This window comes from Magnetospirillum sp. ME-1, from assembly GCF_002105535.1.
GTDB lineage: Bacteria > Pseudomonadota > Alphaproteobacteria > Rhodospirillales > Magnetospirillaceae > Phaeospirillum.
This window is the reverse complement of sequence record NZ_CP015848.1, coordinates 2604911-2629594: the sequence shown is the minus strand read 5'-3', so window position 1 is coordinate 2629594 and position 24684 is coordinate 2604911. Positions and strand designations below refer to the sequence as shown.

Sequence of the window (24684 nt, the reverse complement as noted above, 5' to 3'; positions counted from 1 at the left end):
ACGTAACGTCAACCATAGCCGGGAAATCATGAGAGAAGTGTGAATGCGTTTACATAAGAGACATATATCGCGCCTGACCAAACTCAAGGCCGGGGCCTTGGGCGACGGGCAAAGTGCGCTGCCCCCGCCGACCCCGCCCCGCCGAGCCAGGAAACCGCCATGCCGTTCCCCGCCTTTTTCGCCGATGCTCCCGCCATTACCCTGAAGGACCCCCTGGCCGCCTTCCTGGGCGCGCCCGCCGACGGAATGATCACCTATCGCTACGAGGACGCGGTGCGTCTGGCCGGTCATTCCTGTCCCACCGTGGCCGGCGCCTGGCTGATGACCATCCGGGCGCTGCGCGCCCTGTGGCCCGACGGCATGCCCGAGCGCGGCGCCGTCCAGGTGCTGATGGACGACGCCCAGGACGAAGGCGTCACCGGCGTGATGGCCGCCGTCGCCGGTCTGGTGACCGGCGCCGCCGGGCCGGGCGGGTTCAAGGGGATCGCCGGGCGCTTCGGGCGCAACGACCTGCAGCGCTTTTCCGCCAATATCGGCGCCGAGCTGGCGCTTCGCCGCCTGGACGACGGCCAGACGGCGGTGGCCAGCTATCACCCCGAGCTGGTGCCCGCCGACCCCGAGATGCGCGAGCGCCTGCAGCGCGTGCTGGCCGGCAGCCGCGAGGCACAGGATCATGCCCGCTTCGCCGAGCTGTGGCAGGATCGGGTCAGGCGCATCCTGGTGGATTACGCGGATCTGGCCGGGCTGGTCAGGATCGAGATGCGCTGACGGGATAAATCTGCTAAGACCGGCACAATTTCCGGCTAGCTGAAGGTTTGCCATGTCCGTTCTGGTTCCCCAGTCCTGGGGCGAGATCATCGACAAGATCACCATTCTCGAGATCAAGGCCGAGCGTCTGACCGACGCCGCCAAGATCGCCAACGTCACCAAGGAACTGGACGAGCTGGTGGCGGTGCGCGAGCGGGAATTTCCCAGGCACGCCGGTCTGGCGGCGCTGTCGGCCGAGCTCAAGGCCATCAACGAGAAGCTGTGGGTGATCGAGGACGACATCCGCGATTGCGAGCGCGCCAAGGATTTCGGGCCGAAATTCGTCGAGCTGGCCCGTGCCGTCTACTTCACCAACGACGAGCGGGCGGCGTCCAAGCGCAAGGTCAACGACCTGCTGGGCTCGGCGCTGATCGAGGAAAAGTCCTACGCTCCGTACTGAGGAGGCGTCGCCGTGAAGCTCGGCCGCCTGATCTCCGATACGCTCCGCCGCGTAAGGCCCCGGCCGCTCCGGCCGGGCGCGGCCTCGGGCGTGCTGCTGCTGTCGGCGGGCGGCCTGGGCGACACGGTGCTGTTCGCCCTGGTTCTTTCCCGCTTCGCCGCGCTGGCGAAGCCGGGCGAGACGGTGAGCGTCCTGCTGCGCTCCGATGGGGCGAAGATGGCCTTTCTGTTCCCGCCGGAAATCCGGGTGATCAAGGTGGATTTCGGGCGGCTGGGCAGGGATGCGGCCTATCGCGGCACCGTTTTCGACGATCTCTACAAGGCCCATTACCGTCTGGTGGTCTCCACCGACTACAAGCGCCATCCCGACCTGGACGAGGCCCTGGCCTTCGCCTGCCAGGCGCCCGAGACCACCGCCATGCGCGCCCGGCCCTGGGCCAAGTACCAGGCCCGCCTCGACGCCAATGAAAAGCGCTGGGGCCGCATCGTCGAGTCAGGCGCGGCGCTGCAGGACAAGGTGGTGCGCTGGACCCGTTTCGCTTGCGAACTGACCGGCATCGTCCAGCCTCCGCCCCGGGTGGAGCTGCCGCCCGAGCGGATGCCGGCCCCCGTCGGGCTGCCCGGCCCGACCGTGATCGTCCAGCCCTTCTCGGCGGTCCGCGAAAAGCAGAGCCCGCCCGCGCTTTACGCCCGCATCGCCGCCGCGCTGCCGGCGGGCTGGAGCATGCGCATCGCCGGCCATCCCAGTGATCTGGACAAGAATCCCGATTACCGCCCGCTGCTGGAACTGCCCAACGTCTCGTTCGAGCCGGCGCCGTTTGACCAGCTGGCGGGCATCCTGCGCGGCGCCAGGCTGGTGGTTTCGGTGGACACCGCCTGCATGCATCTGGCCGCCGCGCTGGGGGTTCCCACCCTGTGCCTGGCCTCGGCCGGCTTCGTGGGCGAGATCGTGCCCTATGCCGACGAGGTGATGCCCGGCAACCTGAAGGTGCTGTTCCAGCCCATGGAATGCGCCGGTTGTCTGGGCGATTGCCGCCTTCCCGCCACCAATTCCATGTTTCCTTGCGTGGCGGCTCTCGACTCCGACGCGATTTTGGCGGACATTGCCAGGATGGTGGAGGGAGGTTCATGAAGATCGCCGCCCTGCTTGATCCGATCTTAAGGCTCCTGCTCCGGTGGAAGAAGCGCCGGAAGCGGGCCGAGGGCGTGCTGCTGGTCAGTTCGCGCGGGCCGGCCGAGATGGTGTTCCTGTCCGCCGTGCTGCCCCGCTTCATGCGCCTGGCCAAGCTGGACGAGAGCGTCACCCTGCTGTGCCGCGCCGACGCCGCCGGCATGTCCTTCCTGTTTCCCCGCACGCTGAAGCTGCGCAAGGTGGATTTCCGGCGCCTGGACGAGGTCGAGTACCGCTGGAGCACCTTCACCGACCTGTTTTCCCAGCATTACCGGCTGATCGTCTCGCTGGACTACGTGCGCGAGCACGACCAGGACGAGGCGCTGATCATCACCGCCGATCCGGCCGAGACGGCGGGCATGGTGCCGCCGCCCTTCAAGCGCAACTTCCACCAGCGCCTGGAGGAGAGCGAGAAGGTCTTCGACCTGCTGTTCGATTCCGGCCCCGTGCGCCAGGACAAGATCGTCCGCTGGTCGCGCTTCGCCGACGAGGTGCTGGACGACCGCCAGCCGCCGGTCCTGGCCCTGCTGGAAGACAGCCAGCTGCCCAATGCCGAGGCGCTGCTTAGTCCCACCATTGTGCTGCTGCCCTTCTCGGGCGTGAAGCAGCGCATGCTGCCGGCCGAGACCTGGCGCCAGCTGGCCGATCTGGTGCCCGCCAACTGGCAGGTGCTGGTGGCCGGGCACAAGAACGATTTCGACAAGAATCCCGATTACATGGCGCTGCTGACCCAGCCCAACGTCCGGATGGAAACCTCGGGCTTCGAGAAGCTGGCCTCGATCCTGCTGGGGTCCAAGCTGGTGATCGGCGTCGATACCGCCGGCCTGCATCTGGCCGTGCTGCTGGGCGCGCCCACCCTGTGCCTGGCCAGCGCCGCCTATGTGGGGGCCGGCGTGCCCTATGACGAGCGGGTTATCCCCGACAACGTCCAGTTCGTCTACATCCCCATGGAATGCCAGGGCTGCCTGGGTCGCTGCAAGTTCCCCCTGGAAGACGGCATGTACAAGTGCGTCAACGCCATCGACACCGACCAGGTGCTGGCCTTCGTCCGCGATTCGGTGGCGCGGGGCGTGTTCTGATCCATGGGCCTGCTGTCGACTTTGTTTCCGCGCGGCATGCGCCGGCGCTGGTGGATGTTCCGTCCCATCGACGCCATCGTCGCCCTGTGGCCCGGTCCCAGGAACCGCAAGGGCGCGGTGGTGGTGCGCATGGACGGCATCGGCGACATGGTGATGTTCCGCGCCGCGCTGGAGCATTACCCGGACATCCTGGGGTTGCCGAAATCCGAGATCACCGTGCTGGGCTGCCATTCATGGAAGGCGGTGATCGACGAGGTCTTCGCCGGTTTCACCGTGGTGACCATCGACGAGCACGCCTTCGAGAAGAAGTGGCTCTATCGCCTGAAAATCGCCCTGTGGATCCGCCGCCAGGGCTTTGCCACGGCGCTGTGCGACATGTTCATGAGGAAGACGCTGACCGCCGACACTTTGGTGTGGGCCAGCCGGGCGGCGGAGCGCATCGTCTGCGCCCCCTTCGTTACCGAGCGCACCAAGGCGGAATACGCCTGGTATCTGGCCCGGGCCACCAGGGTGATCGACACCGGCCCCTATCCCACCCATGAGGGGCTGCGGCATTTCACCTTCCTGCAGGCGCTTTCGGGCACCCGCATGCGGCCCGAGCCGCCGTCCATCCCCTGGCCCGACCGCGCGCCGGCGCTGCCCCAAGGCGGGCCTTACGTGGTGATGTTCATCGGCTCCAACGAGCCGGGGCGGCGCTGGCCCCTGGCCAATTTCATTGCCGTAGCGAAACAGGCCCTGGATTCGGGGCTGCGGGTGGTGTTCGTCGGCGGGCCGCAGGAGGCCCATGCCAAGCCCGCCCTGGCGGAGTTGAACCATCCCGGCCTGATCGACGCCATCGGCACCCTGAAGCTGGGCCAGACCGTGGACGTCATGAAGCACGCGGCCTGCGTGGTGGGCAACGATTCAGGTCCCGGCCATCTGGCCATCGGCGTGGGCGCGCCCACCGTCTTGCTGGCCGGCGGCGGCCATTTCGGCTGTTTCGTGCCCTACCCCGAGGAGATCCGCCCGCCCAAGGCCCGGTTCCTCAACGCGCCCATGGAGTGCTACCACTGCCTGTGGCGCTGTCCCAAGCGGGCCACCCCCCAGGATTCCTTCCCCTGCGTCGCCGGGATCACGCCCGATGCGGTGTGGGCGACGGTGCGGGAGCTGGTGGGGGTTTAGAAGGCTGCGGAAAAACTCTCGTCATTCCCGCGAAAGCGGGAATCCATGCATCAGCCAACTCCATCTTGTGTTGATGCTGCCAAATTGCGTCAACATGGACCCCCGCCTGCGCGGGGGTGACGATAGAAAGGGAGAGGAAATGGGTTTTTCCGCACCCTGTCAGAGCCCATCGAGGGCCGCCGTCTACTCCGCCGCCTTGGGTCCGCCCGCCGCCTTGGCATCAGCCTTGGCCGCCGGGTCTTCCAGGGCGGCCAGCAGGGTGGCCTTGATCTGGTCGAGCTTGCGGCCGTGCTCGATCTTATGGCCGAACACGTCTTTCACGTAGAACACGTCCACCACCCGCTCGCCATAGGTGGAGATGTGGGCCGACGAGATCTGCAGCCCCACATTGGTCATGGCGTTGGTGATGTCGTAGAGCAGGCCCGGCCGGTCGCGGCCGTTGACCTCGACCACGGTGTGGGAGCGCGACGGCTTGTTGTCCACCAGCACGCGGGGCGGCACCTTGAAGACGTGGGCTCGGGACGGCAGCTTGCCCTTCCTCGCCGCCAGCTCGCGGTCGAGGCGGGTGCGGCCCGACAGCACCTGCTCGACGCAGGTGGCCAGCTTGGCCAGCTTGGCCGGGCTGTCGAAGGCGCCGCCGTCGGAATCCTGGATGCAGAAGGTGTCGAGCGCCATGCCGTTGGCCAGCGTGATGATCTTGGCGTCGACGATGTTGGCCCCCGACACCGCCATGGCCCCGGCGATTTGTGAGAACAGGCCGGGATGGTCGCCGGTATAGACGACGATCTCGGTGACGGCGCGGTGACTGTCCACCCGGGGCTCGACGGTGAGCGGGGCCCTGACCGCCTCGGCTTCCCTCACCAGCCGGGCGTGGCGCAGGTGGATGGGGGTGTCGAAGGTGGTCCAATAGGTGGAATAGCCCCGCGCGATATGGGCCTCGATCTCCTCGGGCGGCCAGGACAGCTTGAACAGCTCGGACCGCAGCGCCTCCTGGGCGGCCTTGACCCGGGCGGCGCGCGCCGTGCCCGACAGGCCGCCGGTCATCATTTCGAGCGCGCGGGAATAGAGCTCGCGCAGCAGCCCGGCCTTCCAGGCGTTCCACACGGTGGGCCCCACGGCGCGGATGTCGGCGACGGTGAGGCAGAGCAGCAGGCGCAGGCGCTCGGGCGACTGGACCAGGGCGACGAAGTCGGAAATGGTCTTGGGGTCGTCGATGTCGCGCTTGAAGGCGATGCGGCTCATGGACAGGTGCTCGCGCACCAGCCAGGCGGCGGATTCCGTCTCTTCGTCGGTAAGGCCCAGGCGCGGGCCCAGCTTCATCACCACATCGGCGCCCAGGGCGGAATGGTCGCCGCCCCTGCCCTTGGCGATGTCGTGGCAGAACACGGCGACGAACAGGGCGCGGCGCGACACCACCTGATGGATCACCTCGGACGAGGTGGGGGCCTCGGCCTTCAAATCGCCGCGCTCGAGGGCATGGAGTACGCCCAGGGCCTGCACCGTATGCTCGTCCACGGTGTAGACGTGGTACATGTCGTACTGCATCTGGGCGACGACGCGGCCGAAATCGGGGATGAAGCGACCCAGAACGCCGGATTCGTTCATGTGGCGCAACGCCACTTCCGGGTTCTTGCGGCTGGTCAGCATCTCGACGAACAGCCGGTTGGCGGTGGCGTCGGTGCGCAAGGCCGCATCGATGCGCTTCAGATTGCGGTGGACCATGTCGAGAGCATGGGGGTGGATGTCCACGTCCTGGTCCAGCGCGGTGTGGAACAGGCGGATCATGGCCGCCGGGTCCTTCTCGAACTGGTCGGGGGTGCCGACGTCGAGGCGGCCGCCTTCCAGATGGAAACCGGCCACGGTGGTGCGGCGCGAGAACAGGCGGCCCAGCTGGAGGCGCCGGGGCTTGCTCTTGAAGGTTTCCTCGGTCAGGGCGCAGAACAGGCGGGTGAGGTCGCCCACGTCCTTGGCGATCAGGAAGTAGTGCTTCATGAAGCGCTCGACGCCGCGGGAACAGGCGCGGTCGGCGTAATGCATGCGCACCGCGATCTCGGGCTGCACGTCGAAGGTGAGCCTGTCCTCGGGCCGGTCGGTCAGGTAGTGCAGGTGGCAGCGCACCGCCCACAGGAAGGCCTGGGCCTTGGCGAAGCGCCGTGCCGCCGGGCGCGAGATGATGCCCTTGTCGGCCAGTTCCGAGACGTCCTCGACCCGGTAGACGTATTTGGCGATCCAGTACAGGGTGTGCAGGTCGCGCAGGCCGCCCTTGCCCTCCTTGACGTTGGGCTCCAGCACGTAGCGGGAATCGCCCATGTTGGAATGGCGCGCATCACGCTCGGCCAGCTTGGATTCCACGAAGGCCTCGGCGGTGCCGGTCATCACCTCGGCGGTGTAGCGGGCCCACAGATCGTCAAACAGCGCCCGGTCGCCCCACAGCCAGCGCATTTCCAACAGGGCGGTGCGGATGGTCAGGTCGGCCTTGGCGTTTCTTACGCAATCCTCGGCCGAGCGGGTGGAATGGCCCACCTTCAGCCCCATGTCCCACAGCATGTAGAGGATGAACTCCACCACCTGCTCGTGATAGGGCATGCGCTTGTAGGGCAGCAGGAACAAGAGGTCGATGTCGGAATGGGGCGACAGCTCGCCGCGCCCGTAACCACCGACGGCCACCAGGCTCATGGTCTCGCCCGCCGTGCGCACGCCCTGGGGGAACTCGCGGTCGCAGGCGTAGTCGTGGACCAGGCGGACCAGCTGGTCGATCAGGAAGCAGTTTTCCCGCACCGTGGCCGTGCCGTCGCCGTGGACGTCGAAGCGGGCGCGGACCTCGGCGCGGCCCGCGGCCAGCACCTGCTTGAAGATCTCCAGCGCCCGCATGCGCCGCTTGTTCTTGGGCAGGTCCTCGTCCACCAGCGCGTCGAGGCGGGCGATGACCGCCTGGCGGTTGATGATGGCGCGCTGGCCTTTGATCTTGCTCATGGTCGGGTGCCGTCATCGCGGAAAGGAACGAAGCGGTGATTATAGGGGCCGGAAGCGGAGCCCCGCCAGCCCCTTCGGACGGAGATTGGGCATGCGCCGCCACATGCCTGTCAAATGGGCACTAGAACTCCACCCCCGCCTGGGCCTTGATGCCGCCCTTAAAGGGGTGCTTCACCATGGTCATCTCGGTGACCAGATCGGCGGCCTCAATCACCGGGGGAAGGGCGTTGCGGCCCGTCAGCACCGCGTGCTGGCCCTCGGGCCGGGCGTGGATGGCGGCCAGCACCGTCTCCAGGTCCAGGTATTCGTAGCGCAGCGCCACGTTGATCTCGTCCAGGATGACCATCTTGTATTCGGGATCGGCCAGCATGGCGGCGGCTAAGTCCCAGGCCCGGGCGGCGGCGGCCATGTCGCGGGCGCGGTCCTGGGTCTCCCAGGTGAAGCCCTCGCCCATGGCGCGGAAGGTGACCAGATCGCCGAAGCCCTCCATCACCCGCCGCTCGGCGGTGTCCCAGGCACCCTTGATGAACTGGATGACGCCCACCTTCATGCCGTGGCCGACGCACCGGATCGCCATGCCGAAGGCGGCGGTGGACTTGCCCTTGCCGGCGCCGGTATGGACGATCATCACGCCGCGCGCCCCGGTCTTCCTGGCCATCAGCTTGTCGCGGGACGCCTTCTTCTTGGCCATTTTCTCGCGGTGGCGCTGGTCGGTGTCCTCGGTCATGGTTTCTCCGGCGACGGGGGTGGGTTCGCCATAGATGGCGTGCGGCGGGCGCCGGTCAAGACTGAAACAAATCCTTCACGTTTTTCCCGCCCGGTCCGGCGGTATAAGCCCTGCGGATCAGTGGAAGGACGACATGACGGAACAAGCGGTCCAGCCCAAGATGACGGCCCGGGCGCTTGGCGTCCATTACGGCGGCAAGCCGGCGCTGAAAGACGTCGACCTGGATATCGCCGAGGGTGAGGTCACCGCCCTGATCGGCCCCTCGGGCTGCGGCAAGTCCACCTTCCTGCGCTGCCTCAACCGCATGAACGACACCATCGCGGCCGCCCGGGTCAGCGGCCAGGCCACCCTGGACGGCGAGGAGATCTACGGTCCCGCCGGCATGGACCCGGTGCTGCTGCGCGCCCGGGTCGGCATGGTGTTCCAGCGGCCCAATCCCTTTCCCAAATCCATCTACGACAACGTGGCCTTCGGCCCGCGCCTGCACGGCCTGGCGGCCGAGGGCGACGAGATGGATGTCCTGGTCCGCTCCAGCCTGGAACGGGCCGGATTGTGGAAAGAGGTCAAGGACCTGCTGGGCAGCCAGGGCACCGGCCTGTCGGGCGGCCAGCAGCAGCGATTGTGCATCGCGCGGGCCATCGCCGTGGCGCCCGAGGTGATCCTGATGGACGAGCCGTGCTCGGCGCTGGACCCCATCGCCACGGCGCGCATCGAGGAGCTGATCGACGAATTGCGCGACGCCTTCACCATCGTCATCGTCACCCATTCCATGCAGCAGGCGGCCCGCGTATCCCAGACCACCGCCTTCTTCCACCTGGGCGAGATCGTCGAGGTGGGCGCCACCGAGCAGATCTTCACGGCGCCCGCCAATGCGCTGACCCAGGGCTACATCACCGGCCGCTTCGGCTGAGGGAGTTCATCGAGATGACCACCATCGGCGAACCGCATATCGTCAAATCCTACGATTCCGAACTGGCCCGGCTGGACGATTCGCTGGCCCGCATGGGGGGGCTGGCCGAGGCGCAACTGGCCTCGGCGCTGGATGCGCTGGAACGGCGCGACAGCGAGCTGGCCGCCCGGGTGATGGAAAGCGACGCCCAGGTGGATGCGGTCGAGGCCTTCGTCAACGAGCAGACGGTCCGCGTGCTGGCGCTGCGCGCCCCCGTGGCCGACGATCTGCGCACCGTGGTGGCGGCCTTGAAGATCGCCGGCGAGATCGAGCGCATCGCCGATCTGGCCGCCAACGCCGCCAAGCGCTCGCTGGTGCTGAACCGCCTGCCGCCGGTGGAGCCCATGCGCTCGCTGCTGCGCCTCGGCCGTCTGGCGCTGGCCCTGGTCAAGGAGGTGATGGACGCCCATCTCGGTCACGACGCCGCCCGCGCCGTGGCGGCCCGCGACCGCGACCAGGAGATCGACGACGTCTATTCCTCGCTGTTCCGTGAGATCCTCACCTACATGATGGAAGACCCCAGGAACATCACGCCGTGCTCGCACCTGATGTTCATCGCCAAGAATTTCGAGCGCATCGGCGACCACGCCACCAACATCGCCGAGCTGGCCCATTTCCGCATTCTCGGCCGGGCGGCGCTGCGGGAGCGGACCAAGAAGGACGATTCGTCCTTCGTCGGCGCCGATCCGGAGTGAAATCGGATTGGGCTATCGCCCAAACCCATCCGGGGCCAATGCCCCGGATCCCATTTTCCATCCATGAATAGATCAAAGAGAGGTCTGGAGGTTCACCTCCAGGCGGGGTCGGGGCGGCAGCCCCGATTACCGGCGTCCGCCTACCAGAAGTGGGTGGACAGCCAGTAGAACAGGGCGCCGATGGAACCGGATGCCGGAATGGTGATCACCCAGGCCACCACGATGTTGCCGGCCACGTGCCAGCGCACCGCCGACAGCTTGCGCGCCGCGCCGACGCCGATGATGGCGCCGGTGATGGTGTGGGTGGTCGACACCGGGATGCCCAGCCAGGTGGCGCCGAACAGGGTGATGGCTCCGCCGGTCTCGGCGCAGAAGCCCTGGACGGGGCGCAGGTCGGTGATCTTGGAGCCCATGGTCTTGACGATGCGCCAGCCGCCGAACAGGGTGCCCAGGCCCATGGCGATCTGGCAGGTGATCGCCACCCACAGCGGCACGTGGAAGGTGTCGCCCAGCATGCCCTGGCTGAACAGCAGCACGGTGATGATGCCCATGGTCTTCTGGGCGTCGTTGCCGCCGTGACCCAGGGAGTACATGGCCGCCGAGAAGAACTGCAGCACCCGGAAGCGCTGGTCCACCGCGAAGGGGGTGGTGCGGCGGCAGATCCACGACACGCCGAGAACCAGCAGCATGGCCAGCAGCAGGCCGATCAGCGGCGACAGGATGATGGCCGAGCCGGTCTTGATGAAGCCCGCGGCCACCAGGGCGCCCAGGCCGCCCTTGGCGATGCCGGCGCCGGCGATCCCGCCGATCAGGGCGTGGGAGCTGGACGACGGAATCCCTAATATCCAGGTGATGACGTTCCAGGTGATGGCGCCCACCAGGGCGCCGAAGATCACGTGGGTGTCGATCAGGCCGGGCTGGACGATGCCGGTGCCGATGGTCTTGGCCACGCTGGTGGTGAAGAACAGCAGGGCGATGGTGTTGAAGAACGCCGCCCAGGCCACCGCGTATTTGGGCGACAGCACGCGGGTGGAGACCACCGTGGCGATGGAATTGGCCGCGTCGTGCAGGCCGTTCAGGAAGTCGAACACCAGGGCCGTGATGACCAGGGCGACGATGATGGGAAAGGCGACGGATTCCATCGGGCGGGGCCTAGACCTGTTCGATCACCACCGTCTCGATGACGTTGGCCACGTCGTCGAAGCGGTCGGAGACCTTTTCCAGCCGCTGGTAGATCTCCTTGCGGGTGATCAGCTTGACCGGGTCCTTCTCGGTGGCGAACAGGGTGCGCAGACCTTCGTGCTGGCGCTTGTCGGCGGCGCTTTCCTGGCGGCCGATGGCGTCGCACAGCTCGTTGATGGCGGCGGCGTTGCGGGTGACCTCGCGCATCAGCGGAATGGCCTTGGTCAGCAGGTGGGCGCATTCGGTGATGCCGGTGGCCAGCGCCCGCATGTCGGGGGTGAATTCGGTGACGCTGTACAGATCGACGCGCTGGGCCACCTCCTCGATGCCGTCCACCGCGTCGTCCATGGTGGTGATCAGCCGGTGGATCTGGTCGCGGTCGAACGGCGTGATGAACGAGCGGTGCAGGGCCTGCAGGGTGGCGCGGGTGATCAGGTCGGCCTCACCCTCGAAGGCGCAGATCTGCTTGAAATGCAGGCTCATGTCGGCGCCGTCGCCCATCATGTCTTCCAGGGCCTTGGCGGCCGAGTGGATTTTCTCCGCGTGCTGGACGAACAGTCCGACGAATTCCTCTTCCTTGGGCATCAAGGCACGGAACATGCGGAAAAACATGGGGGGACCCCTGGACAGTTACGACTTTGGCGCCTCAATACCACATGTGACCGGAAGATGACACGATTGGAATCGCGTGCCTGCCCTAACGGTGCCGCCGGCGGTAGAGGAAGAATACGGGCGCCCGTCCGGTGATGCATTTCTGCTCGTAGCGGGTGGCGGGCCAGTCGGCCGGTACGGCCGAACGGTCGGCGGTGGCCAGGATCCTTTCGAAGGCGGGATGGGCGTCCAGGTGGCGGGCGGTCCAGGCCACATAGACGGGGTCGTCGCTGGCGACGCGCAGCTCGCCGTCATCCTTCAGAATCCGGGCCAGCACGTCCAGGGTGTCGGGGCCGATGAAGCGCCGGTCGGCGTGGCGGGTCTTGGGCCAGGGATCGGGGAACAGCACGAAGACGCGCCCCAGCGAGGCGTCGGGCAAAGCGGGCAGCAGCAGCCGGACGTCCTCGGGGAAGATTCGGACATTGCCCAGGCCGCGGGCCTGGACATGGCCCAGCAGGCTGGCGATGCCGTTCCGGAACACCTCGCAGCCGATAAGGCCCACATCCGGGTTGGCTTCGGCCTGGTCGGCCACGTGCTCGCCGCCGCCGAATCCCACCTCCAGCCACACCGAACGCATGGCGCCGGGAAACAGCAAGGCGGGCTCGACGCGCTCGCCCGGTTCAGGGGTGGCGACGCTAAGGCGCGGCAACAGGTCGTCGATCAAGCCCAGCGCGTTGCGGCGCAGGGCCTTGCCCTGGCGCCGACCGAAAAAACGCGGCCGCTCGGCGGCCGCGTTTCCATTTTCGCTATCCCGGCTCATGGAAGGCTTAGAAGGCCTTCTTGAGCTGCTCCACCAGGTCGGTCTTCTCCCACGAGAAGCCGCCGTCGGCGTCGGGGCTGCGGCCGAAATGGCCGTAGGCCGCGGTGCGGGCGTAGATGGGCTTGTTGAGGCCCAGATGGGTGCGGATGCCCCGCGGGCTCAGGTCCACCAGCTGCTGCAGCACGATGGCCAGCTTGTCCTCATCCACCTTGCAGGTGCCCGAGGTGTCCACGTAGACCGACAGCGGCTTGGAGACGCCGATGGCGTAGCTGAGCTGGATCACGCACTTGTCGGCCAGGCCCGAGGCGACCACGTTCTTGGCCAGATAGCGGGCGGCATAGGCGGCCGAGCGGTCGACCTTGGTCGGATCCTTGCCCGAGAAGGCGCCGCCGCCGTGGGGAGCCGCGCCGCCGTAGGTGTCGACGATGATCTTGCGGCCCGTCAGGCCGGTATCGCCGTCGGGACCACCGATGACGAAGCGGCCGGTGGGGTTGACGTAGAACTGGTCGTCGGCGGGCATCCAGCCTTCGGGCAGCACGTTCTTGACGTGGGGACGGACGATTTCCTTGATGTCGGCCTGGGACAGGCCGTCCACGTGCTGGTGCGAGACCACCACCGAGGTGGCGCGCACCGGCTTGCCGTCACGGTATTCCAGGGTGACCTGCGACTTGGAGTCGGGCAGCAGCTGGGGGGCGGCGCCGGAGTGGCGGGCCTCGGCCAGGCTCTTCAGGATTTCGTGAGAGTAGTAGATGGGGGCGGGCATCAGCACCGGGGTCTCGTTGCAGGCATAGCCGAACATGATGCCCTGGTCGCCCGCGCCCTCGTCCTTGTCGGCGCCGGCGTCAACGCCCTGGGCGATGTCGGCGGACTGCGAGTGGACGCGGTTGATGATCTCGGCGTTCTTCCAGTGGAAGCCGTCCTGCTCGTAGCCGATGTCCTTGACCGCGTGACGGGCCAGTTCATCCATCAGGGCGGCGTTGACCGAGGCCGGGCCGCGCACTTCGCCGGCCATGACGATCAGGTTGGTGGTGACCAGGGTTTCCACCGCCACGCGGGCGAAGGGATCGGCACCCAGGAACGCATCGACGACGGCGTCGGAAATCCGGTCGGCAACCTTGTCGGGATGGCCTTCGGACACGGATTCACTGGTGAAGAGGAAATTCTTTTTGGACACGGGCAAGCCCTCCTAGATCCAATCGATATTGGGACCAGGGGCATCAACACGCGGATGAGCGCCATCGTGATGCACCCACTTAGCCGAAATCAGCGTGGCGGCAAGCGGTCAAAATCTCCACGGGAGCGGTCGCACCGCTCCGGGGGGTTCTTCTGACAGGCGAAGGGGCGATTCGTCAAGACGAATCGCCCCTGGGCCAAAATCCAGAAATTCAAAGGGTTATTTCTTGATCTCGCCGACCGCCGCCAGCGCCTTGGCCAGATCGTAGACCCGGCGGCGGACCTGGGGGTCGGTAATGCTGTAATAGGCGCGAACCAGTTCCAGCGTTTCACGCTTGGTCATGGGGTCGGCCTCGAAGCCGGCGGGCTCCTCCGACAGGCCGGACACGCCGCGGGCGACCGCCACCGGGCTCTGGTCCTGCACCGTCTCGGCCATGTCGTCGAAAAAGAACGAGACCGGCACGTCGAGCACCCGGGACAGGTCGAACAGGCGGCTTGCCCCGATGCGGTTGGCGCCGCGCTCGTATTTCTGCACCTGCTGAAAGGTCAGCCCGATGGATTCGCCCAGTTTTTCCTGGCTCATCCCCATCAGGGTGCGGCGCAGGCGGACCCTGGCCCCCACATGGATGTCGACCGGGTTGGGCTGGCCGGAGGGCAGGCGGCCCCGGGATGAACCACGATGGGATGGGGCGGATTTATGATTGCTGTTGACCATGGCGGCTTCCTAAAAGGTCGTTGGGTCGCGTGCCCAAGGTACTTTGAGTTGTGGATGCACCATAAGGGCACGATTGTATACAGTCAACACGTGGGGCGTGTGTTGACTAGCTCAATAGCTATATGACCTATGTATGTAGCCTTGGTGCCTAGTTCAACCGCCGCAACAAAAATCCTGCAAGCGCGGTCAAAAGCAGAAGGAGGCCGGGGATAATGTCGCCCAATCGGCTGTACAGGGTGGGGGGCAGGGCCTGAGGCAGGGGCGCGTCCAGAACGCCCTTCTCGCCGAGCGGCAGGCTGCCGACCATGCGGCCGGACGGATCGATCACCGCCGAGATCCCCGTATTGGCGGCGCGGGCCTGGGGCAGGCCTTCCTCGATGGACCGCATGCGCGAGGCGGCCAGATGCTGATGCGGTCCCGACGAGATGCCGAACCAGCCGTCGTTGGTGACGTTGAGGATCCAGCCCGGACGGGGCTGGTGGCGGGCGACGATGGTGTTGGGAAAGATCGCCTCGTAGCAGATCAGCGGAGCCGCCGCCGGCAGGCCGGGCAGGTCCAGGCTGACCGGCCCCGACCCGGCCGAGAAATCGGTGCCGCCATGGGTGATCTTGGCGATGGGCAGGATGCCGCGCAGCGGCACGTACTCGCCGAAGGGCACCAGATGGACCTTGTCATAGATGGCGGCGATGCCGGCCTCGGGCGTCACCGCCATCAGCGAGTTCCAGATCTGGAACGGCTCGACGCCCTTGGGCGTGACGCGCGGCGCGCCGGTCAGCAGCAATCCGCCGGCGGGCGCCGCCGCCGCCGCCATCTGGCGGTGCAGGCGGTCGAGATCGAGGAAGAAGGACACGGCGGTTTCGGGCCAGATCACCGTGGTGATCTTTTCGAAGCCGGGACCACGGGTGAGCGCCACGTGCTCGCGCAGATTGGCTTCCCGCTGGTCGTCCTTCCACTTGTTGGCCTGGGCCACGGCGGCCTGGACGATGCGCAGCTGTATACCGGGCACCAGCTCCTGGGGATTGAACGCAAGACGCACCATGCCGCCGGCCCACAGCAAGGCGGGCAGGCCGAGCGTGACCGCGGCCACGGCGCGGCGATAACCGGGGGCGGCCAGCAGGGCGGGAGCCAGCGCCATCAGATAGGTGAGCAGCGTCAGGCCCCAGATGCCGCCGAAGGCGCCGAACTGCAGCACGGGCAGGCTGATGTCCCAGACCGAGCCCATGGGATTCCAGGGCAGGCCGGTCATCACCCAGGACCGCGCCCATTCCGCCAGGGTGAAGGCCACCGCCAGAGCGGGAATACGGGCCACCCGCCGCACACGGCACAGATGGACGGCCAATGTGGCCAGCCCGAAGAAGGTGGCCAGCACCGAGGACAGGCCGAACACGGCGAAGGGGATCATCCAGCCGAATTTGGCCGCATCGGTGAGCAGGGCGATGGAGATCCAGTACAGGCCCACCGCGAACCAGCCGGTGAACCACCAGAAGCCGGCCCCGAAGGCGGCGCGCCTCGTGGTGGCGGACTCAAGACTCCAGGCGATGGGCGGAAAGGCCAGGACCAGGGCCGGCAACACCAGGGTGGGCGGCAACGCCAGCGCCGCCACGGCGCCCAAGCTCATCAGAACCAGGCGCCGGCGCCAGCCGGACAGGGCCGAAAACCGCTGCTTCAGGGCTTGCAGATTCATTCGGTGACCGCCGGTTCCGGACTGGCCACCCGGCGGACCCGCACCCGCTTCACCCGGCGGGGGTCGGCGTCCAGGACCTCGAATTCCAGTCCGGCGGAATGGGTGATCAGCTCGCCCCGCGACGGCACCCGTCCGGCGACGAAGGACACCAGCCCGCCCAGGGTCTCCACCTCTTCGCGCTCCTCGTCGGTCAGCACGGCGCCCATGCGGTCCTCGAATTCGGTGATGGCGGTGCGGCCATCGGCCTCGACGGCGCCATCGTCGCGGATGATCAGTTCCGGTTCCTCGTCCTGGTCGTGCTCGTCCTCGATCTCGCCGACGATCTGCTCCACCAGATCCTCGATGGTGACCAGCCCGTCGATGCCGCCGTATTCGTCCACCACCAGGGCCAGGTGCGAGCGCTTGAGCCGCATCTCCAAAAGCAGGTCGGTGACCCGCATGGAGGGCGCCACGAACTGGACGCGCCGGGCCAGGCGGGGCAGGTTGAACGGCTTGCCCTGGCCCATCACCTCCAGCAGATCCTTGATGTGGACCATGCCGATGACGTCGTCCAGCGAGCGGCGATAGACCGGCAGGCGGGAATGGCCGCAGCCGATGAACAGCGCGATCAGCCCTTCCAGGGTGGTCTTGGCCTCCACCGCGACGATATCGGCGCGCGGCACCATGACGTCGTAGGCGGTGACGTCGCGCAGATGAAGGATGTTGCCGAGCAGCTGGCGCTCGTGCTCGTCGATGGGGATTTCGGCGCTGTCGCGATCCTCGATCAGCTCTTCCAGCGCGTCGCGGACGGTCTCGGTCCCCTTGGGGCGGCGGCGGCCCCGCAGCCAGCCGCGCATGGCGCCGAACAGCGTGTCGTCGCCCGACTTCTTGTGGTTTGCCCCGTTCTCACGGGGCGGGCTACTGCCAGGGTCGTTCATGAAGCTTTATTGCTCTCCATAGGGGTCGGGGATACCGAGCGCCGCCAGCAGGGTGGTTTCCAGCGCTTCCATCTCGGCGGCCTCCTCCTCGTCCATGTGATCATAGCCCAACAGATGCAGGACGCCATGGACAACGAGATGACTGAAATGATCGGCCAGCTCCTTGCCCTGCTCTTGGGCCTCGGCGGCGCAGGTCTCATAGGCCAGGATCACGTCGCCCAGCAGCAGGGGCGCGCCGGGGACGATTGGGGCGTCCTCGTCGTCGAGCGAGGCGAAGGACAGCACGTTGGTGGGCTGGTCCTTGCCCCGCCAGTCGCGGTTGAGGCCCCGCACCGTCTCGTCGTCGGCCAGCACGATGGACAGCTCGACCACGCCGTCGGGCAGGTCGACGGCGCCCAGCGCGGTGGCGGCGAGGCGGCCGCAGCGGGTTTCGGAATCGGGCATGGCCTCGGTCCAGCGGGCACAGGGAATGTCGACGGCGATCTCGATGGTGACGGTCATTTGTCCTTGCCCTTGGCCTTGGCTTCACGGTCGGCCTTGTCGTAGGCCCGCACGATGCGGGTCACCAGATCGTGGCGCACCACGTCCTTGTCCGTAAAGCGCACGAAGCGCACGCCCTCCATGCCGTCCAGGATATGGATGGCGTCCAGCAGGCCGGAACGCACGCCGGGCGGCAGGTCGGTCTGGCTGACGTCGCCGGTCACCACCATGCGCGAATGCTCGCCCATGCGGGTGAGGAACATGCGCATCTGCATGGTGGTGGTGTTCTGGGCCTCGTCCAGAATGATGAAGGAATTGGCCAGCGTCCGGCCGCGCATGAAGGCCAGCGGCGCCACTTCGATCTCGCCGGCCAGCAGCTTCTTGGCCACCTGGTCGCCGGGCAGCATGTCGTAAAGGGCGTCGTAGAGCGGGCGCAGGTAGGGGTCCACCTTGTCCTTGAGATCGCCGGGCAGGAAGCCCAGACGCTCGCCGGCCTCGACGGCCGGGCGCGACAGGATGATGCGGTCCACCTCGCCCGCCACCATCATGGCCACCGCCTTGGCCACCGCCAGATAGGTCTTGCCGGTGCCGGCGGGGCCTAAGCCGAAGGTCAGCGGCGCCTCGCCCAAGGCCCGGATGTACTCGGCCTGGGTGGGGGTGCGTGCGGCGATGTGGCGCTTCCTGGTGCGGATGACCACGTCGCCGCCGGCATTCTCGTGACCCTCGGGAAGCTTGGCCATGCGTACCGCCGAATCCACGTCGGCGGTTTCCAGGTGTCCCTGGCGCCTGGCCGAGGCATAGAGGCTGTCCAGGATGCGCGCCGCCTCGAGGGCGGCATCCGGCGTGCCCGAGATGGTCACCGTGTTGCCGCGCACGTCGAGGCCCACGCCCAGATGGCCCTCGATACGGTCGAGATTGGCGTTATGGGGGCCGAACAGCACCTGGGCCAGGGCGTTGTCGGGGAATTCGCGAACCAGGGAGGCGTCGCCAGAACTCATGCCGGCACCGCCTCCAGGCTGTTGGGATGCACCTTGACGATGCGGACGGGGGCAACGGTGCCGATCAGATGGGCGGCGGCCTTGACGTGGACCGGCTGCATATAGGGCGAGCGGCCCAGCAGCTGGCCTTCGTGGCGGCCGGGGCGGTCGAGCAGGACGCGCATCTCGCGGCCGACGCAGGCCTGGTTGAAGCGGATGGTCTGCTCCAGCAGCAGGGCCTGCAGGGCGGCCAGGCGCTCCTCCTTCACCTTTTCCGGAATCTGGCGCTCCATGGCGGCGGCGGGGGTACCGGGGCGCGACGAGTACTTGAAGGAATAGGTCTGGACGAAGCCCACCTCGCGCACCAGCGACATGGAGTCCTCGAAATCGGCATCGCTCTCGCCGGGGAAGCCGACGATGAAGTCCGACGACAGGGCCAGATCGGGGCAGGCCGTCTTCAGCTTGTCCACCAGCCGCAGATAGGTGACGCGGTCGTGGCCCCGGTTCATGGCGGCCAGGATGCGGTCGGCCCCCGACTGCACCGGCAGGTGGAGGAAGGGCATCAGTTGGGGGAGCTCGGCATGGGCCCTGATCAGCTCGTCGTCCATGTCGCGGGGGTGCGAGGTGGTGTAGCGGATGCGCTCGACACCGTCCACCTCGGCCAGTTCGCGGATCAGGCGGCCCAGCGTCCAGCCGTCGCCTCCGTGCCAGCCGTTGACGTTCTGGCCGAGAAGGGTGATCTCGCGCACGCCGCCTTTGGCCAGCTTGGCCGCTTCGGCCAGCACGGCCGAAGCCGGGCGGGAATATTCGGCGCCGCGGGTATAGGGCACCACGCAGAAGGTGCAGAACTTGTCGCAGCCCTCCTGCACCGACAGGAAGGCGCTGGTGCCCTCGGCATGGGGTTCGGGCAGGAAGTCGAACTTGGGCTCGACCGGGAATTCGGTGTCGAGCACCGCGCCGCCGGCCCGCGCCGCCTGGGCCACCATCTCGGGCAGGCGGTGATAGGTCTGCGGCCCCAGCACGATGTCGACGAAGGGGGCGCGGCGCAGGATCTCCTCGCCCTCGGCCTGGGCGACGCAGCCGGCCACCGCCAGGATCATCTTTTCCCCGGCCTCGGCCTTGGCGGTCTTCAGCTTGCGCAAACGGCCCAGTTCCGAGAACACCTTCTCGGCGGCCTTCTCGCGGATGTGGCAGGTGTTGAGGATCACCATGTCGGCGCCCTCGGCCTCCTCGGCCGGGCCATAACCCAGCGGCGCCAGGACGTCCGCCATGCGGGCGGAGTCATAGACGTTCATCTGGCAGCCGTAGGTTTTGACGAAAAGTCGCTTGGCCAATGTCTTACGCGTCCGGGATTCTCAATGGTTAAGGAGCGGGACCGCCCGAGTCAAGAATTCGCCGCCGGCCGTCCGGCCAGCATGCGGGTCAGGCCATCGCTGATCACCTTGTGGCAATGGGCCGACAGCCCCTTGCGCGAGCCGAACTGGGCGACGGTGACGGGGGGATGGAATTCCACCTCGACGGTGATGCGGCCCATGCCCAGCGCCCCGATCAGGTGGGGGGCCAGCGTCATGTCGCCGTACCAGGCGAGATGGGGGCGCAAAGCCCGGGTGATGGGCAGGCCGTCCAGTCTGGTATAGGCCACCGACACCGGCTGCACCGACACGGGCTGCGGCAGGCCGTCGGTTCCCCGCACCTCGCCCTCGGCCACCGAGAAGAACGAGCTCTTGAACGGCATCACCTGGTTGCCGTCGTTGGAGGTGCCCTCGGCGAACAGGATCAGAGATTCGCCCAGGTCGAAGCGGGTGAGCAGGCCGTTGCGTTCCCGCGCCGTGGCGCCGCGGCTGCGCTCGATGAACACGGTGCGCGAGATGCGCGCCAGAAAGCCGAAGCCGGCCCAGCCCGCCACCTCGCTCTTGGCGACGAAATAGGCGCGCAGCAGGCTGCCCAGCACGATGATGTCCAGATAGGAGGCGTGGTTGGCCACATAGAGCACCGGCGAGCCGTTCTCCACCGGGCGGCCGCGCACCACCACGTCATAGCCGATGATGGCCATGACGCCCCGCCAGTAGACACGGGTATAGGCGGGTATGCGGGGTCTGGAGACCAGACGCAGCACCAGGAAGGGCGGGATCAGGACCAGGGTCCACAGCACGAAGCCGAGGAAACGCAAGACAGCCACGGGGACGGAGATCATTCCTCGGACCATCCTGGAATAGTGCGGTCGTAATGGGCCCGGTACTTGGCGGTGACCAGGTCGGTCTTGACCATGACGCAGACGTCGGTGGTGTTGAACTGGTGGTCGATCACCGCGCCGTCGCCGACGAAACCGCCGAGCCGCAGATAGCCCTTGATCAGCGGCGGCAGCTCGGCCATGGCCCGGCGGGGCACCAGCGCCTCCTTAGGGAGCAGGTTCATGTCCACGTGCAGATGGGCAAGCGCCTTCGGGCGCAGGCTCTCGGGGGCGAGGTGGTGGTGGTAGAGATAGGACAGATGGCCGGCCAGAGCCTGGACGTCGGTGCCGGGCAGGCTGGCGCAGCCGAACATCAGTTCCACGTCGTTCTCGAAGACATAGACGGCGATGCCGTCCCACAGCTTCTTCATGGTGGCGCCGTTGCGGTAGCCGGCATCGACGCAGGACCGCCCCAGCTCCATGAAGCGGCCGCCATTGGCCAGGATATTGGCGATGTCGTATTCGCCGGCGGTGTAGAAGCGCCCGAAGGCCTCGCCCGCGCCGCGCCGCATCAGGCGATAGGTGCCGACCACGCCGGCCGCGCCCTTGCCCCGCGCCCGGTCGATGACCAGCAGGTGGTCGCAGACGGAATCGAAATCGTCGAAATCGGCCAGGCGGTCGCGCATGGCGTCCGACGGCTTGGCCCCCATTTCCTGATAGAAGACGCGATAGCGCAAAGCCTGGGCGGCGGCCACTTCGGCCGCGCTTTCGGCAAGCCGGACCTCAAGCCCGTCGGCGACCTCGCGTGTCTCGGACACGGATTGCATGATTCCTCTGGTTCCGTCCTTGCGGCGCTGGTTCGACCGCAAAGCCTATTTGTCTTCCGGTTTGTCACCGGAAGTCAACGGAACTCCATAAAGTTCAAGGCGGTGTCCCACCAGACGATAGCCGTAGCGCCGGGCGATCTCGCGCTGCAGGGCCTCGATCTCGGTGCTGGTGAACTCGATCACCTTGCCCGACTGCATGTCGATCAGGTGGTCGTGATGATCGCCGGCGGCTTCCTCGTAGCGGGCGCGGCCATCGCCGAAATCATGGCGTTCGAGGATGTCCGCCTCTTCGAACAGCCGCACGGTGCGGTAGACGGTGGCGATGGAGATGTGGGGATCGATCGCCGTGGACCGGCGATACACCTCTTCCACATCGGGATGGTCGGAAGAATCGGACAGGACGCGCGCGATGACCCGACGCTGGTCGGTCATCTTCATGCCCTTGTCGATGCAGCGTTGCTCGATGCGTGAAACCATTGCCGCGATCCGGTTGTCGACGGGGCCAGCGACGAACGGGGCGCCGAAAGGCACCCCGTCGGGCCGGGATTCCGGGATGATGCCCGGAACGCCCCACTTTGTCGAGAAGGCTCAGGCCGTTAGGTGGTCCGCTTGCGCTTGCGCGGCTTGGTGCCCAGGCCGATCTTCTTGGCCAGGCTCGAGCGGTGCTGGGCGTAATTGGGAGCCACCATGGGGTAATCGGCGGGCAGACCCCAGCGATCCCGGTATTCCTCGGGGCTCATGTTGTAGGCGGTCTTGAGGTGGCGCTTCAGCATCTTCAGCTTCTTGCCGTCCTCGAGACAGATGATGTAGTCGGGGGTGACCGACTTCTTCACGTTCACGGCGGGCTGGGGCCGTTCGGGCGCCGCGGGGACGCTGCCCACCGAGGCCAGGGTGCGGTAGACTTCCTGAATCAGGTGGGGAAGATCGGCCACCGCCACGCTATTGTTGGCGACATGCGCAGCCACGATTTCCGTGGTCAGGCTCAGCAGGTCGCCGCTGTTCGAACGCTCCGACATTGAGAGCAGCCCTCCAATTTCATTCAGTGGGGCCTTATATAAATCGTTCATACAAAGCTGGCAATAACCATTACGACAAATGAAAGTGACACAATTCGCATGACTGAGAAGCCAAACTACAGCCTTGACATCACCAACGAAGTCTGTCCGATGACATTCGTGAAAACCAAGTTGCTGGTAGAGCGCATGGCGTCCGGAGAGATGGTCGAGGTGCGGTTGAAAGGTGCGGAACCGCTGGGAAATGTGCCGCGTTCTCTTGCCGAACTGGGACACGAAATTCTTTCGCTGACACCTGAACCCGGCGAAGGCCCGGCGGGAATCCACCGCCTTGTCGTTTGCAAGAAATAAACCCCATGCAAGCGTGTGGATACTGATGCGTCTCAGGCCTCGACTGATGTTTGGTCCAGGCGGCAACTCATGGTCACCGCATCTACTCCTCCGTAGTAGCCCTTACGCAGACCAACTCGGGTGAATCCATTAGAGTCGTAGAGGGCCAGGGCGGCGAGATTGTCGGCGGCGGCTTCCAGGAACATGGTCGAAGCCCCCGCCCGGACGGCCGAGTCCATGGCGGCCCGCAGCAGGCGCGCCCCCAGCCCGGCGCGGCGCCAGGGGGGCAGGACGGCGATGGTCAGAATTTCGGACTCGTCGAAGATGCGCCGCCACAGCACCAGTCCGGCCGGACCCGGCGGCTCCCCGGCGGGGCTGAGGGACTTGCCGTCCACGGCGATCAGGCCCTCGGATCCGGCCAGGGCCAGCACCTCGGCCATGGAATTGGCGCTCCACGGTTCGGCGAAGCAGATGCGGTGCATGCCGGCCAGCAGCTCGGCGTGGACCAGCCCGGCGGGGATCAGCTCGATCACGGCGCCGATTGCCCCGGCAGGGTGACGTCGGCGTCGCGCAGGTAAAGGGGCTCGGGCGGCAGCGACCGGCCCTGCGCCCACTGGTGCGCCGCCAGGGCGGCGACCACGCCGGCATCGGGATAGCCCGCCGCGGTGGCGACCACGCCTTGGGGCAGATGGGGCTGGACCAGGGGGGCGGCGTCGCCGGCCACCAGGACCGGGCCGGCGGCCAGCTCGCCCGCCTGGGACGGCGGCAGGGCCCGGATGTCGGACAGCGGGTTGAGCTCGGAATCGAACAGCTGCATCCACTTCTCGTCGCGCCGCGATTCGAGGACGACCAGCAGATTGCGCCCCCGCCGTTCCTCACCTGAAATCCCGGCGGCCACCGCCGCCGGCGTGGCCACACCGGCCAGGGGCAGGCCCGAGGCCAGGGCCAGTCCGCGCGCCGCCGCCAGCCCGATGCGCAGGCCGGTGAAGGCGCCCGGCCCCACCGTCACCGCCAGCAGGCCGAGATCGGCGAAGGACAGGCCGGCTTCGGCCATCACCCCGGCGACCATGGGCATCAGCGCCTCGCTCTGGCCGCGCGCCATGGGCGACAGGCGCCCGGCCAGCACGCGTCCCTCTGACCACAGGGCGGCGGAGCAGGCGGAGGTGGAACTGTCCATGGCGAGAATAATCATGGCGCCGCTATACTTCATCCATCGTCCGAAATGAAAGCAGGAAGATGCATCCCCTGGTCCCCGTCACCACCGAAGACTTTGGCGTCGAGATTCTGCTGGCCTATGCCACCCCCGACAATTTCACCGGAAAGCCCGTCTACCGGCCGGGCGCGGGCTGTTGGCTGCACGGCCAAGCCGCGCCGCTGCTGAAGAAGGCGGTGGAACTGGCGCGGCCCCTGGGGCTCACCTTGCGCATCCTCGACGCCTACCGCCCGTCCGAGGCGCAATGGGCCCTGTGGACCCATACTCCCGATCCCGAATTCCTCGCCGATCCCCGCCGGGGCTCGACCCATTCGCGGGGCGTGGCGGTGGATCTCGACCTGCTGGACGCCGCCACCGGCCAAGCGCTGGACATGGGCACCGCCTTCGACGCCTTCACGCCGCTGTCCCACCACGCGGTGACCGAAGTCAGCGTCGAGGCGCAGCGCAACCGCCTTCTGCTGCTGGGCCTGATGAACGCCGCCGGCTGGGACTTCTATGCCAACGAGTGGTGGCACTACCAGATGCATGACGCCGCCCGCTTCCCCCTGCTGTCCGACACGGTGCTGGGAATGGAGCGGATGATGGGGATGTGATCGGGGCTTCCGCCCCGATTGGGAGGAAACCTCCCAAA

27 protein-coding genes are annotated in these 24684 nt (G+C 67.0%); 9 read left to right on the top strand and 18 right to left on the bottom strand.

Features of this window, described 5'->3' with window-relative positions; all coding sequences use genetic code 11:
• The first annotated feature begins 159 nt into the window (after nucleotides 1-159).
• From WV31_RS12465 to WV31_RS12445, 5 genes are read left to right on the top strand one after another with little or no spacing between them, the layout of a single operon-like run.
• Complete coding sequence (locus tag WV31_RS12465) at nucleotides 160-768, top strand: hypothetical protein (RefSeq protein WP_085373862.1); 609 nt, start codon at nucleotides 160-162, stop codon at nucleotides 766-768.
• Nucleotides 769-820: 52 nt separating this feature from the next.
• Complete coding sequence (locus WV31_RS12460; protein WP_068429835.1) at nucleotides 821-1207, top strand: DUF6165 family protein; 387 nt, start codon at nucleotides 821-823, stop codon at nucleotides 1205-1207.
• A 12-nt stretch (nucleotides 1208-1219) separates the two neighbouring features.
• Complete coding sequence (locus WV31_RS12455; protein ID WP_085373861.1) at nucleotides 1220-2338, top strand: glycosyltransferase family 9 protein; 1119 nt, start codon at nucleotides 1220-1222, stop codon at nucleotides 2336-2338.
• Nucleotides 2335-3456, top strand: a complete 1122-nt coding sequence (locus WV31_RS12450) for a glycosyltransferase family 9 protein (RefSeq protein WP_085373860.1) — start codon at nucleotides 2335-2337, stop codon at nucleotides 3454-3456. The genes WV31_RS12455 and WV31_RS12450 overlap by 4 nt, the downstream gene beginning before the upstream one ends.
• Nucleotides 3457-3459: 3 nt before the next feature.
• Nucleotides 3460-4617 (top strand): glycosyltransferase family 9 protein, encoded by a 1158-nt coding sequence (locus WV31_RS12445; RefSeq protein WP_085373859.1) that lies wholly within the window; start codon nucleotides 3460-3462, stop codon nucleotides 4615-4617.
• Between the two features lie 183 nt (nucleotides 4618-4800).
• On the opposite strand, the gene WV31_RS12440 is transcribed toward WV31_RS12445, so the two are convergent.
• Nucleotides 4801-7590 carry a [protein-PII] uridylyltransferase gene (locus WV31_RS12440; RefSeq protein ID WP_085373858.1) on the bottom strand — a complete coding sequence of 930 codons (2790 nt, stop codon included), beginning with the start codon at nucleotides 7588-7590 and terminating at the stop codon, nucleotides 4801-4803.
• A gap of 121 nt (nucleotides 7591-7711) precedes the next feature.
• Entirely contained in the window at nucleotides 7712-8317 is a 606-nt protein-coding gene (cobO, locus tag WV31_RS12435) for a cob(I)yrinic acid a,c-diamide adenosyltransferase (RefSeq protein ID WP_085373857.1), read from the bottom strand.
• A 133-nt stretch (nucleotides 8318-8450) separates the two neighbouring features.
• Here cobO and pstB point away from each other — a divergent pair, with 133 nt between their 5' ends.
• Together pstB and phoU are read left to right on the top strand one after the other, a co-directional pair.
• The gene (gene pstB, locus WV31_RS12430) at nucleotides 8451-9227 is read left to right on the top strand and encodes a phosphate ABC transporter ATP-binding protein PstB (protein ID WP_085373856.1); all 777 of its coding nucleotides are present in this window, start codon (nucleotides 8451-8453) and stop codon (nucleotides 9225-9227) included.
• Nucleotides 9228-9241: 14 nt separating this feature from the next.
• Nucleotides 9242-9961 carry a phosphate signaling complex protein PhoU gene (gene phoU / locus WV31_RS12425; RefSeq protein ID WP_085373855.1) on the top strand — a complete coding sequence of 240 codons (720 nt, stop codon included), beginning with the start codon at nucleotides 9242-9244 and terminating at the stop codon, nucleotides 9959-9961.
• Nucleotides 9962-10101: 140 nt separating this feature from the next.
• Here phoU and WV31_RS12420 read toward each other — a convergent pair whose 3' ends face one another.
• From WV31_RS12420 to WV31_RS12355, 14 genes are all read right to left on the bottom strand, one after another.
• Nucleotides 10102-11103 carry an inorganic phosphate transporter gene (locus WV31_RS12420; RefSeq protein WP_085373854.1) on the bottom strand — a complete coding sequence of 334 codons (1002 nt, stop codon included), beginning with the start codon at nucleotides 11101-11103 and terminating at the stop codon, nucleotides 10102-10104.
• Between the two features lie 10 nt (nucleotides 11104-11113).
• The gene (locus WV31_RS12415) at nucleotides 11114-11755 is read right to left on the bottom strand and encodes a DUF47 domain-containing protein (RefSeq protein ID WP_085373853.1); all 642 of its coding nucleotides are present in this window, start codon (nucleotides 11753-11755) and stop codon (nucleotides 11114-11116) included.
• Between the two features lie 85 nt (nucleotides 11756-11840).
• Nucleotides 11841-12554 (bottom strand): tRNA (guanosine(46)-N7)-methyltransferase TrmB, encoded by a 714-nt coding sequence (trmB, locus tag WV31_RS12410; protein ID WP_085373852.1) that lies wholly within the window; start codon nucleotides 12552-12554, stop codon nucleotides 11841-11843.
• 7 nt (nucleotides 12555-12561) lie between these two features.
• Complete coding sequence (gene metK, locus WV31_RS12405; protein ID WP_085373851.1) at nucleotides 12562-13728, bottom strand: methionine adenosyltransferase; 1167 nt, start codon at nucleotides 13726-13728, stop codon at nucleotides 12562-12564.
• A gap of 219 nt (nucleotides 13729-13947) precedes the next feature.
• The gene (locus WV31_RS12400; RefSeq protein WP_085373850.1) at nucleotides 13948-14442 is read right to left on the bottom strand and encodes a helix-turn-helix domain-containing protein; all 495 of its coding nucleotides are present in this window, start codon (nucleotides 14440-14442) and stop codon (nucleotides 13948-13950) included.
• 148 nt (nucleotides 14443-14590) lie between these two features.
• Entirely contained in the window at nucleotides 14591-16126 is a 1536-nt protein-coding gene (gene lnt, locus WV31_RS12395; protein ID WP_085373849.1) for an apolipoprotein N-acyltransferase, read from the bottom strand.
• A complete protein-coding gene (locus WV31_RS12390) occupies nucleotides 16123-17043 on the bottom strand; it encodes a hemolysin family protein (protein WP_085373848.1) in 921 nt (306 codons plus the stop codon). Before WV31_RS12390 ends, lnt begins: the two co-directional genes overlap by 4 nt.
• A 6-nt stretch (nucleotides 17044-17049) precedes the next feature.
• Nucleotides 17050-17544, bottom strand: a complete 495-nt coding sequence (ybeY, locus tag WV31_RS12385; protein WP_085373847.1) for an rRNA maturation RNase YbeY — start codon at nucleotides 17542-17544, stop codon at nucleotides 17050-17052.
• On the bottom strand, nucleotides 17541-18521 hold the full coding sequence (locus WV31_RS12380; RefSeq protein ID WP_085373846.1) for a PhoH family protein: 981 nt from the start codon (nucleotides 18519-18521) through the stop codon (nucleotides 17541-17543). Before WV31_RS12380 ends, ybeY begins: the two co-directional genes overlap by 4 nt.
• Nucleotides 18518-19834, bottom strand: coding sequence for a tRNA (N6-isopentenyl adenosine(37)-C2)-methylthiotransferase MiaB (gene miaB / locus WV31_RS12375; protein WP_085373845.1), 1317 nt, complete (start codon nucleotides 19832-19834; stop codon nucleotides 18518-18520). The genes WV31_RS12380 and miaB overlap by 4 nt, the downstream gene beginning before the upstream one ends.
• A 50-nt stretch (nucleotides 19835-19884) precedes the next feature.
• Nucleotides 19885-20694: a lysophospholipid acyltransferase family protein gene (locus WV31_RS12370; RefSeq protein ID WP_085373844.1), complete on the bottom strand. Its 810-nt coding sequence runs from the start codon at nucleotides 20692-20694 to the stop codon at nucleotides 19885-19887.
• Nucleotides 20691-21497, bottom strand: coding sequence for a GNAT family N-acetyltransferase (locus tag WV31_RS12365; protein ID WP_085375564.1), 807 nt, complete (start codon nucleotides 21495-21497; stop codon nucleotides 20691-20693). Before WV31_RS12365 ends, WV31_RS12370 begins: the two co-directional genes overlap by 4 nt.
• A 45-nt stretch (nucleotides 21498-21542) precedes the next feature.
• Nucleotides 21543-21974: a Fur family transcriptional regulator gene (locus WV31_RS12360; RefSeq protein ID WP_085373843.1), complete on the bottom strand. Its 432-nt coding sequence runs from the start codon at nucleotides 21972-21974 to the stop codon at nucleotides 21543-21545.
• 119 nt (nucleotides 21975-22093) lie between these two features.
• Nucleotides 22094-22513: a MucR family transcriptional regulator gene (locus tag WV31_RS12355; RefSeq protein ID WP_085373842.1), complete on the bottom strand. Its 420-nt coding sequence runs from the start codon at nucleotides 22511-22513 to the stop codon at nucleotides 22094-22096.
• A gap of 99 nt (nucleotides 22514-22612) precedes the next feature.
• On the opposite strand from WV31_RS12355, the gene WV31_RS12350 reads away from it, so the two are divergent.
• Complete coding sequence (locus tag WV31_RS12350) at nucleotides 22613-22861, top strand: sulfurtransferase TusA family protein (RefSeq protein ID WP_085373841.1); 249 nt, start codon at nucleotides 22613-22615, stop codon at nucleotides 22859-22861.
• A gap of 32 nt (nucleotides 22862-22893) precedes the next feature.
• Here the strand turns inward: WV31_RS12350 and WV31_RS12345 are convergent, their stop codons facing one another.
• Together WV31_RS12345 and tsaB are read right to left on the bottom strand one after the other, a co-directional pair.
• Nucleotides 22894-23373, bottom strand: a complete 480-nt coding sequence (locus tag WV31_RS12345; protein WP_206072541.1) for a GNAT family N-acetyltransferase — start codon at nucleotides 23371-23373, stop codon at nucleotides 22894-22896.
• A complete protein-coding gene (tsaB, locus tag WV31_RS12340; protein WP_237051283.1) occupies nucleotides 23370-24050 on the bottom strand; it encodes a tRNA (adenosine(37)-N6)-threonylcarbamoyltransferase complex dimerization subunit type 1 TsaB in 681 nt (226 codons plus the stop codon). The genes WV31_RS12345 and tsaB overlap by 4 nt, the downstream gene beginning before the upstream one ends.
• A 26-nt stretch (nucleotides 24051-24076) precedes the next feature.
• Between tsaB and ddpX the strand changes: the two genes are divergently transcribed.
• Nucleotides 24077-24646, top strand: a complete 570-nt coding sequence (ddpX, locus tag WV31_RS12335; protein WP_085373839.1) for a D-alanyl-D-alanine dipeptidase — start codon at nucleotides 24077-24079, stop codon at nucleotides 24644-24646.
• The last annotated feature ends 38 nt before the right edge of the window (nucleotides 24647-24684 follow it).

Excerpts from the sequence above, each read along its gene's own strand:
- WV31_RS12350 (WP_085373841.1), top strand. The coding sequence starts at position 22,613 with ATGACTGAGAAGCCAAACTACAGCCTTGACATCACCAACGAAGTCTGT.
- WV31_RS12450 (WP_085373860.1), top strand. The coding sequence starts at position 2,335 with ATGAAGATCGCCGCCCTGCTTGATCCGATCTTAAGGCTCCTGCTCCGG.
- WV31_RS12365 (WP_085375564.1), bottom strand. The coding sequence starts at position 21,497 with ATGCAATCCGTGTCCGAGACACGCGAGGTCGCCGACGGGCTTGAGGTC.
- tsaB (WP_237051283.1), bottom strand. The coding sequence starts at position 24,050 with ATGAAGTATAGCGGCGCCATGATTATTCTCGCCATGGACAGTTCCACC.
- WV31_RS12355 (WP_085373842.1), bottom strand. The coding sequence starts at position 22,513 with ATGTCGGAGCGTTCGAACAGCGGCGACCTGCTGAGCCTGACCACGGAA.
- WV31_RS12445 (WP_085373859.1), top strand. The coding sequence starts at position 3,460 with ATGGGCCTGCTGTCGACTTTGTTTCCGCGCGGCATGCGCCGGCGCTGG.
- WV31_RS12380 (WP_085373846.1), bottom strand. The coding sequence starts at position 18,521 with ATGAGTTCTGGCGACGCCTCCCTGGTTCGCGAATTCCCCGACAACGCC.
- ybeY (WP_085373847.1), bottom strand. The coding sequence starts at position 17,544 with ATGACCGTCACCATCGAGATCGCCGTCGACATTCCCTGTGCCCGCTGG.
- WV31_RS12460 (WP_068429835.1), top strand. The coding sequence starts at position 821 with ATGTCCGTTCTGGTTCCCCAGTCCTGGGGCGAGATCATCGACAAGATC.
- WV31_RS12440 (WP_085373858.1), bottom strand. The coding sequence starts at position 7,590 with ATGAGCAAGATCAAAGGCCAGCGCGCCATCATCAACCGCCAGGCGGTC.
- cobO (WP_085373857.1), bottom strand. The coding sequence starts at position 8,317 with ATGACCGAGGACACCGACCAGCGCCACCGCGAGAAAATGGCCAAGAAG.
- WV31_RS12360 (WP_085373843.1), bottom strand. The coding sequence starts at position 21,974 with ATGGTTTCACGCATCGAGCAACGCTGCATCGACAAGGGCATGAAGATG.
- WV31_RS12390 (WP_085373848.1), bottom strand. The coding sequence starts at position 17,043 with ATGAACGACCCTGGCAGTAGCCCGCCCCGTGAGAACGGGGCAAACCAC.
- trmB (WP_085373852.1), bottom strand. The coding sequence starts at position 12,554 with ATGAGCCGGGATAGCGAAAATGGAAACGCGGCCGCCGAGCGGCCGCGT.
- lnt (WP_085373849.1), bottom strand. The coding sequence starts at position 16,126 with ATGAATCTGCAAGCCCTGAAGCAGCGGTTTTCGGCCCTGTCCGGCTGG.
- WV31_RS12420 (WP_085373854.1), bottom strand. The coding sequence starts at position 11,103 with ATGGAATCCGTCGCCTTTCCCATCATCGTCGCCCTGGTCATCACGGCC.
- ddpX (WP_085373839.1), top strand. The coding sequence starts at position 24,077 with ATGCATCCCCTGGTCCCCGTCACCACCGAAGACTTTGGCGTCGAGATT.
- WV31_RS12400 (WP_085373850.1), bottom strand. The coding sequence starts at position 14,442 with ATGGTCAACAGCAATCATAAATCCGCCCCATCCCATCGTGGTTCATCC.
- WV31_RS12415 (WP_085373853.1), bottom strand. The coding sequence starts at position 11,755 with ATGTTTTTCCGCATGTTCCGTGCCTTGATGCCCAAGGAAGAGGAATTC.
- pstB (WP_085373856.1), top strand. The coding sequence starts at position 8,451 with ATGACGGAACAAGCGGTCCAGCCCAAGATGACGGCCCGGGCGCTTGGC.
- WV31_RS12370 (WP_085373844.1), bottom strand. The coding sequence starts at position 20,694 with ATGATCTCCGTCCCCGTGGCTGTCTTGCGTTTCCTCGGCTTCGTGCTG.
- WV31_RS12465 (WP_085373862.1), top strand. The coding sequence starts at position 160 with ATGCCGTTCCCCGCCTTTTTCGCCGATGCTCCCGCCATTACCCTGAAG.
- phoU (WP_085373855.1), top strand. The coding sequence starts at position 9,242 with ATGACCACCATCGGCGAACCGCATATCGTCAAATCCTACGATTCCGAA.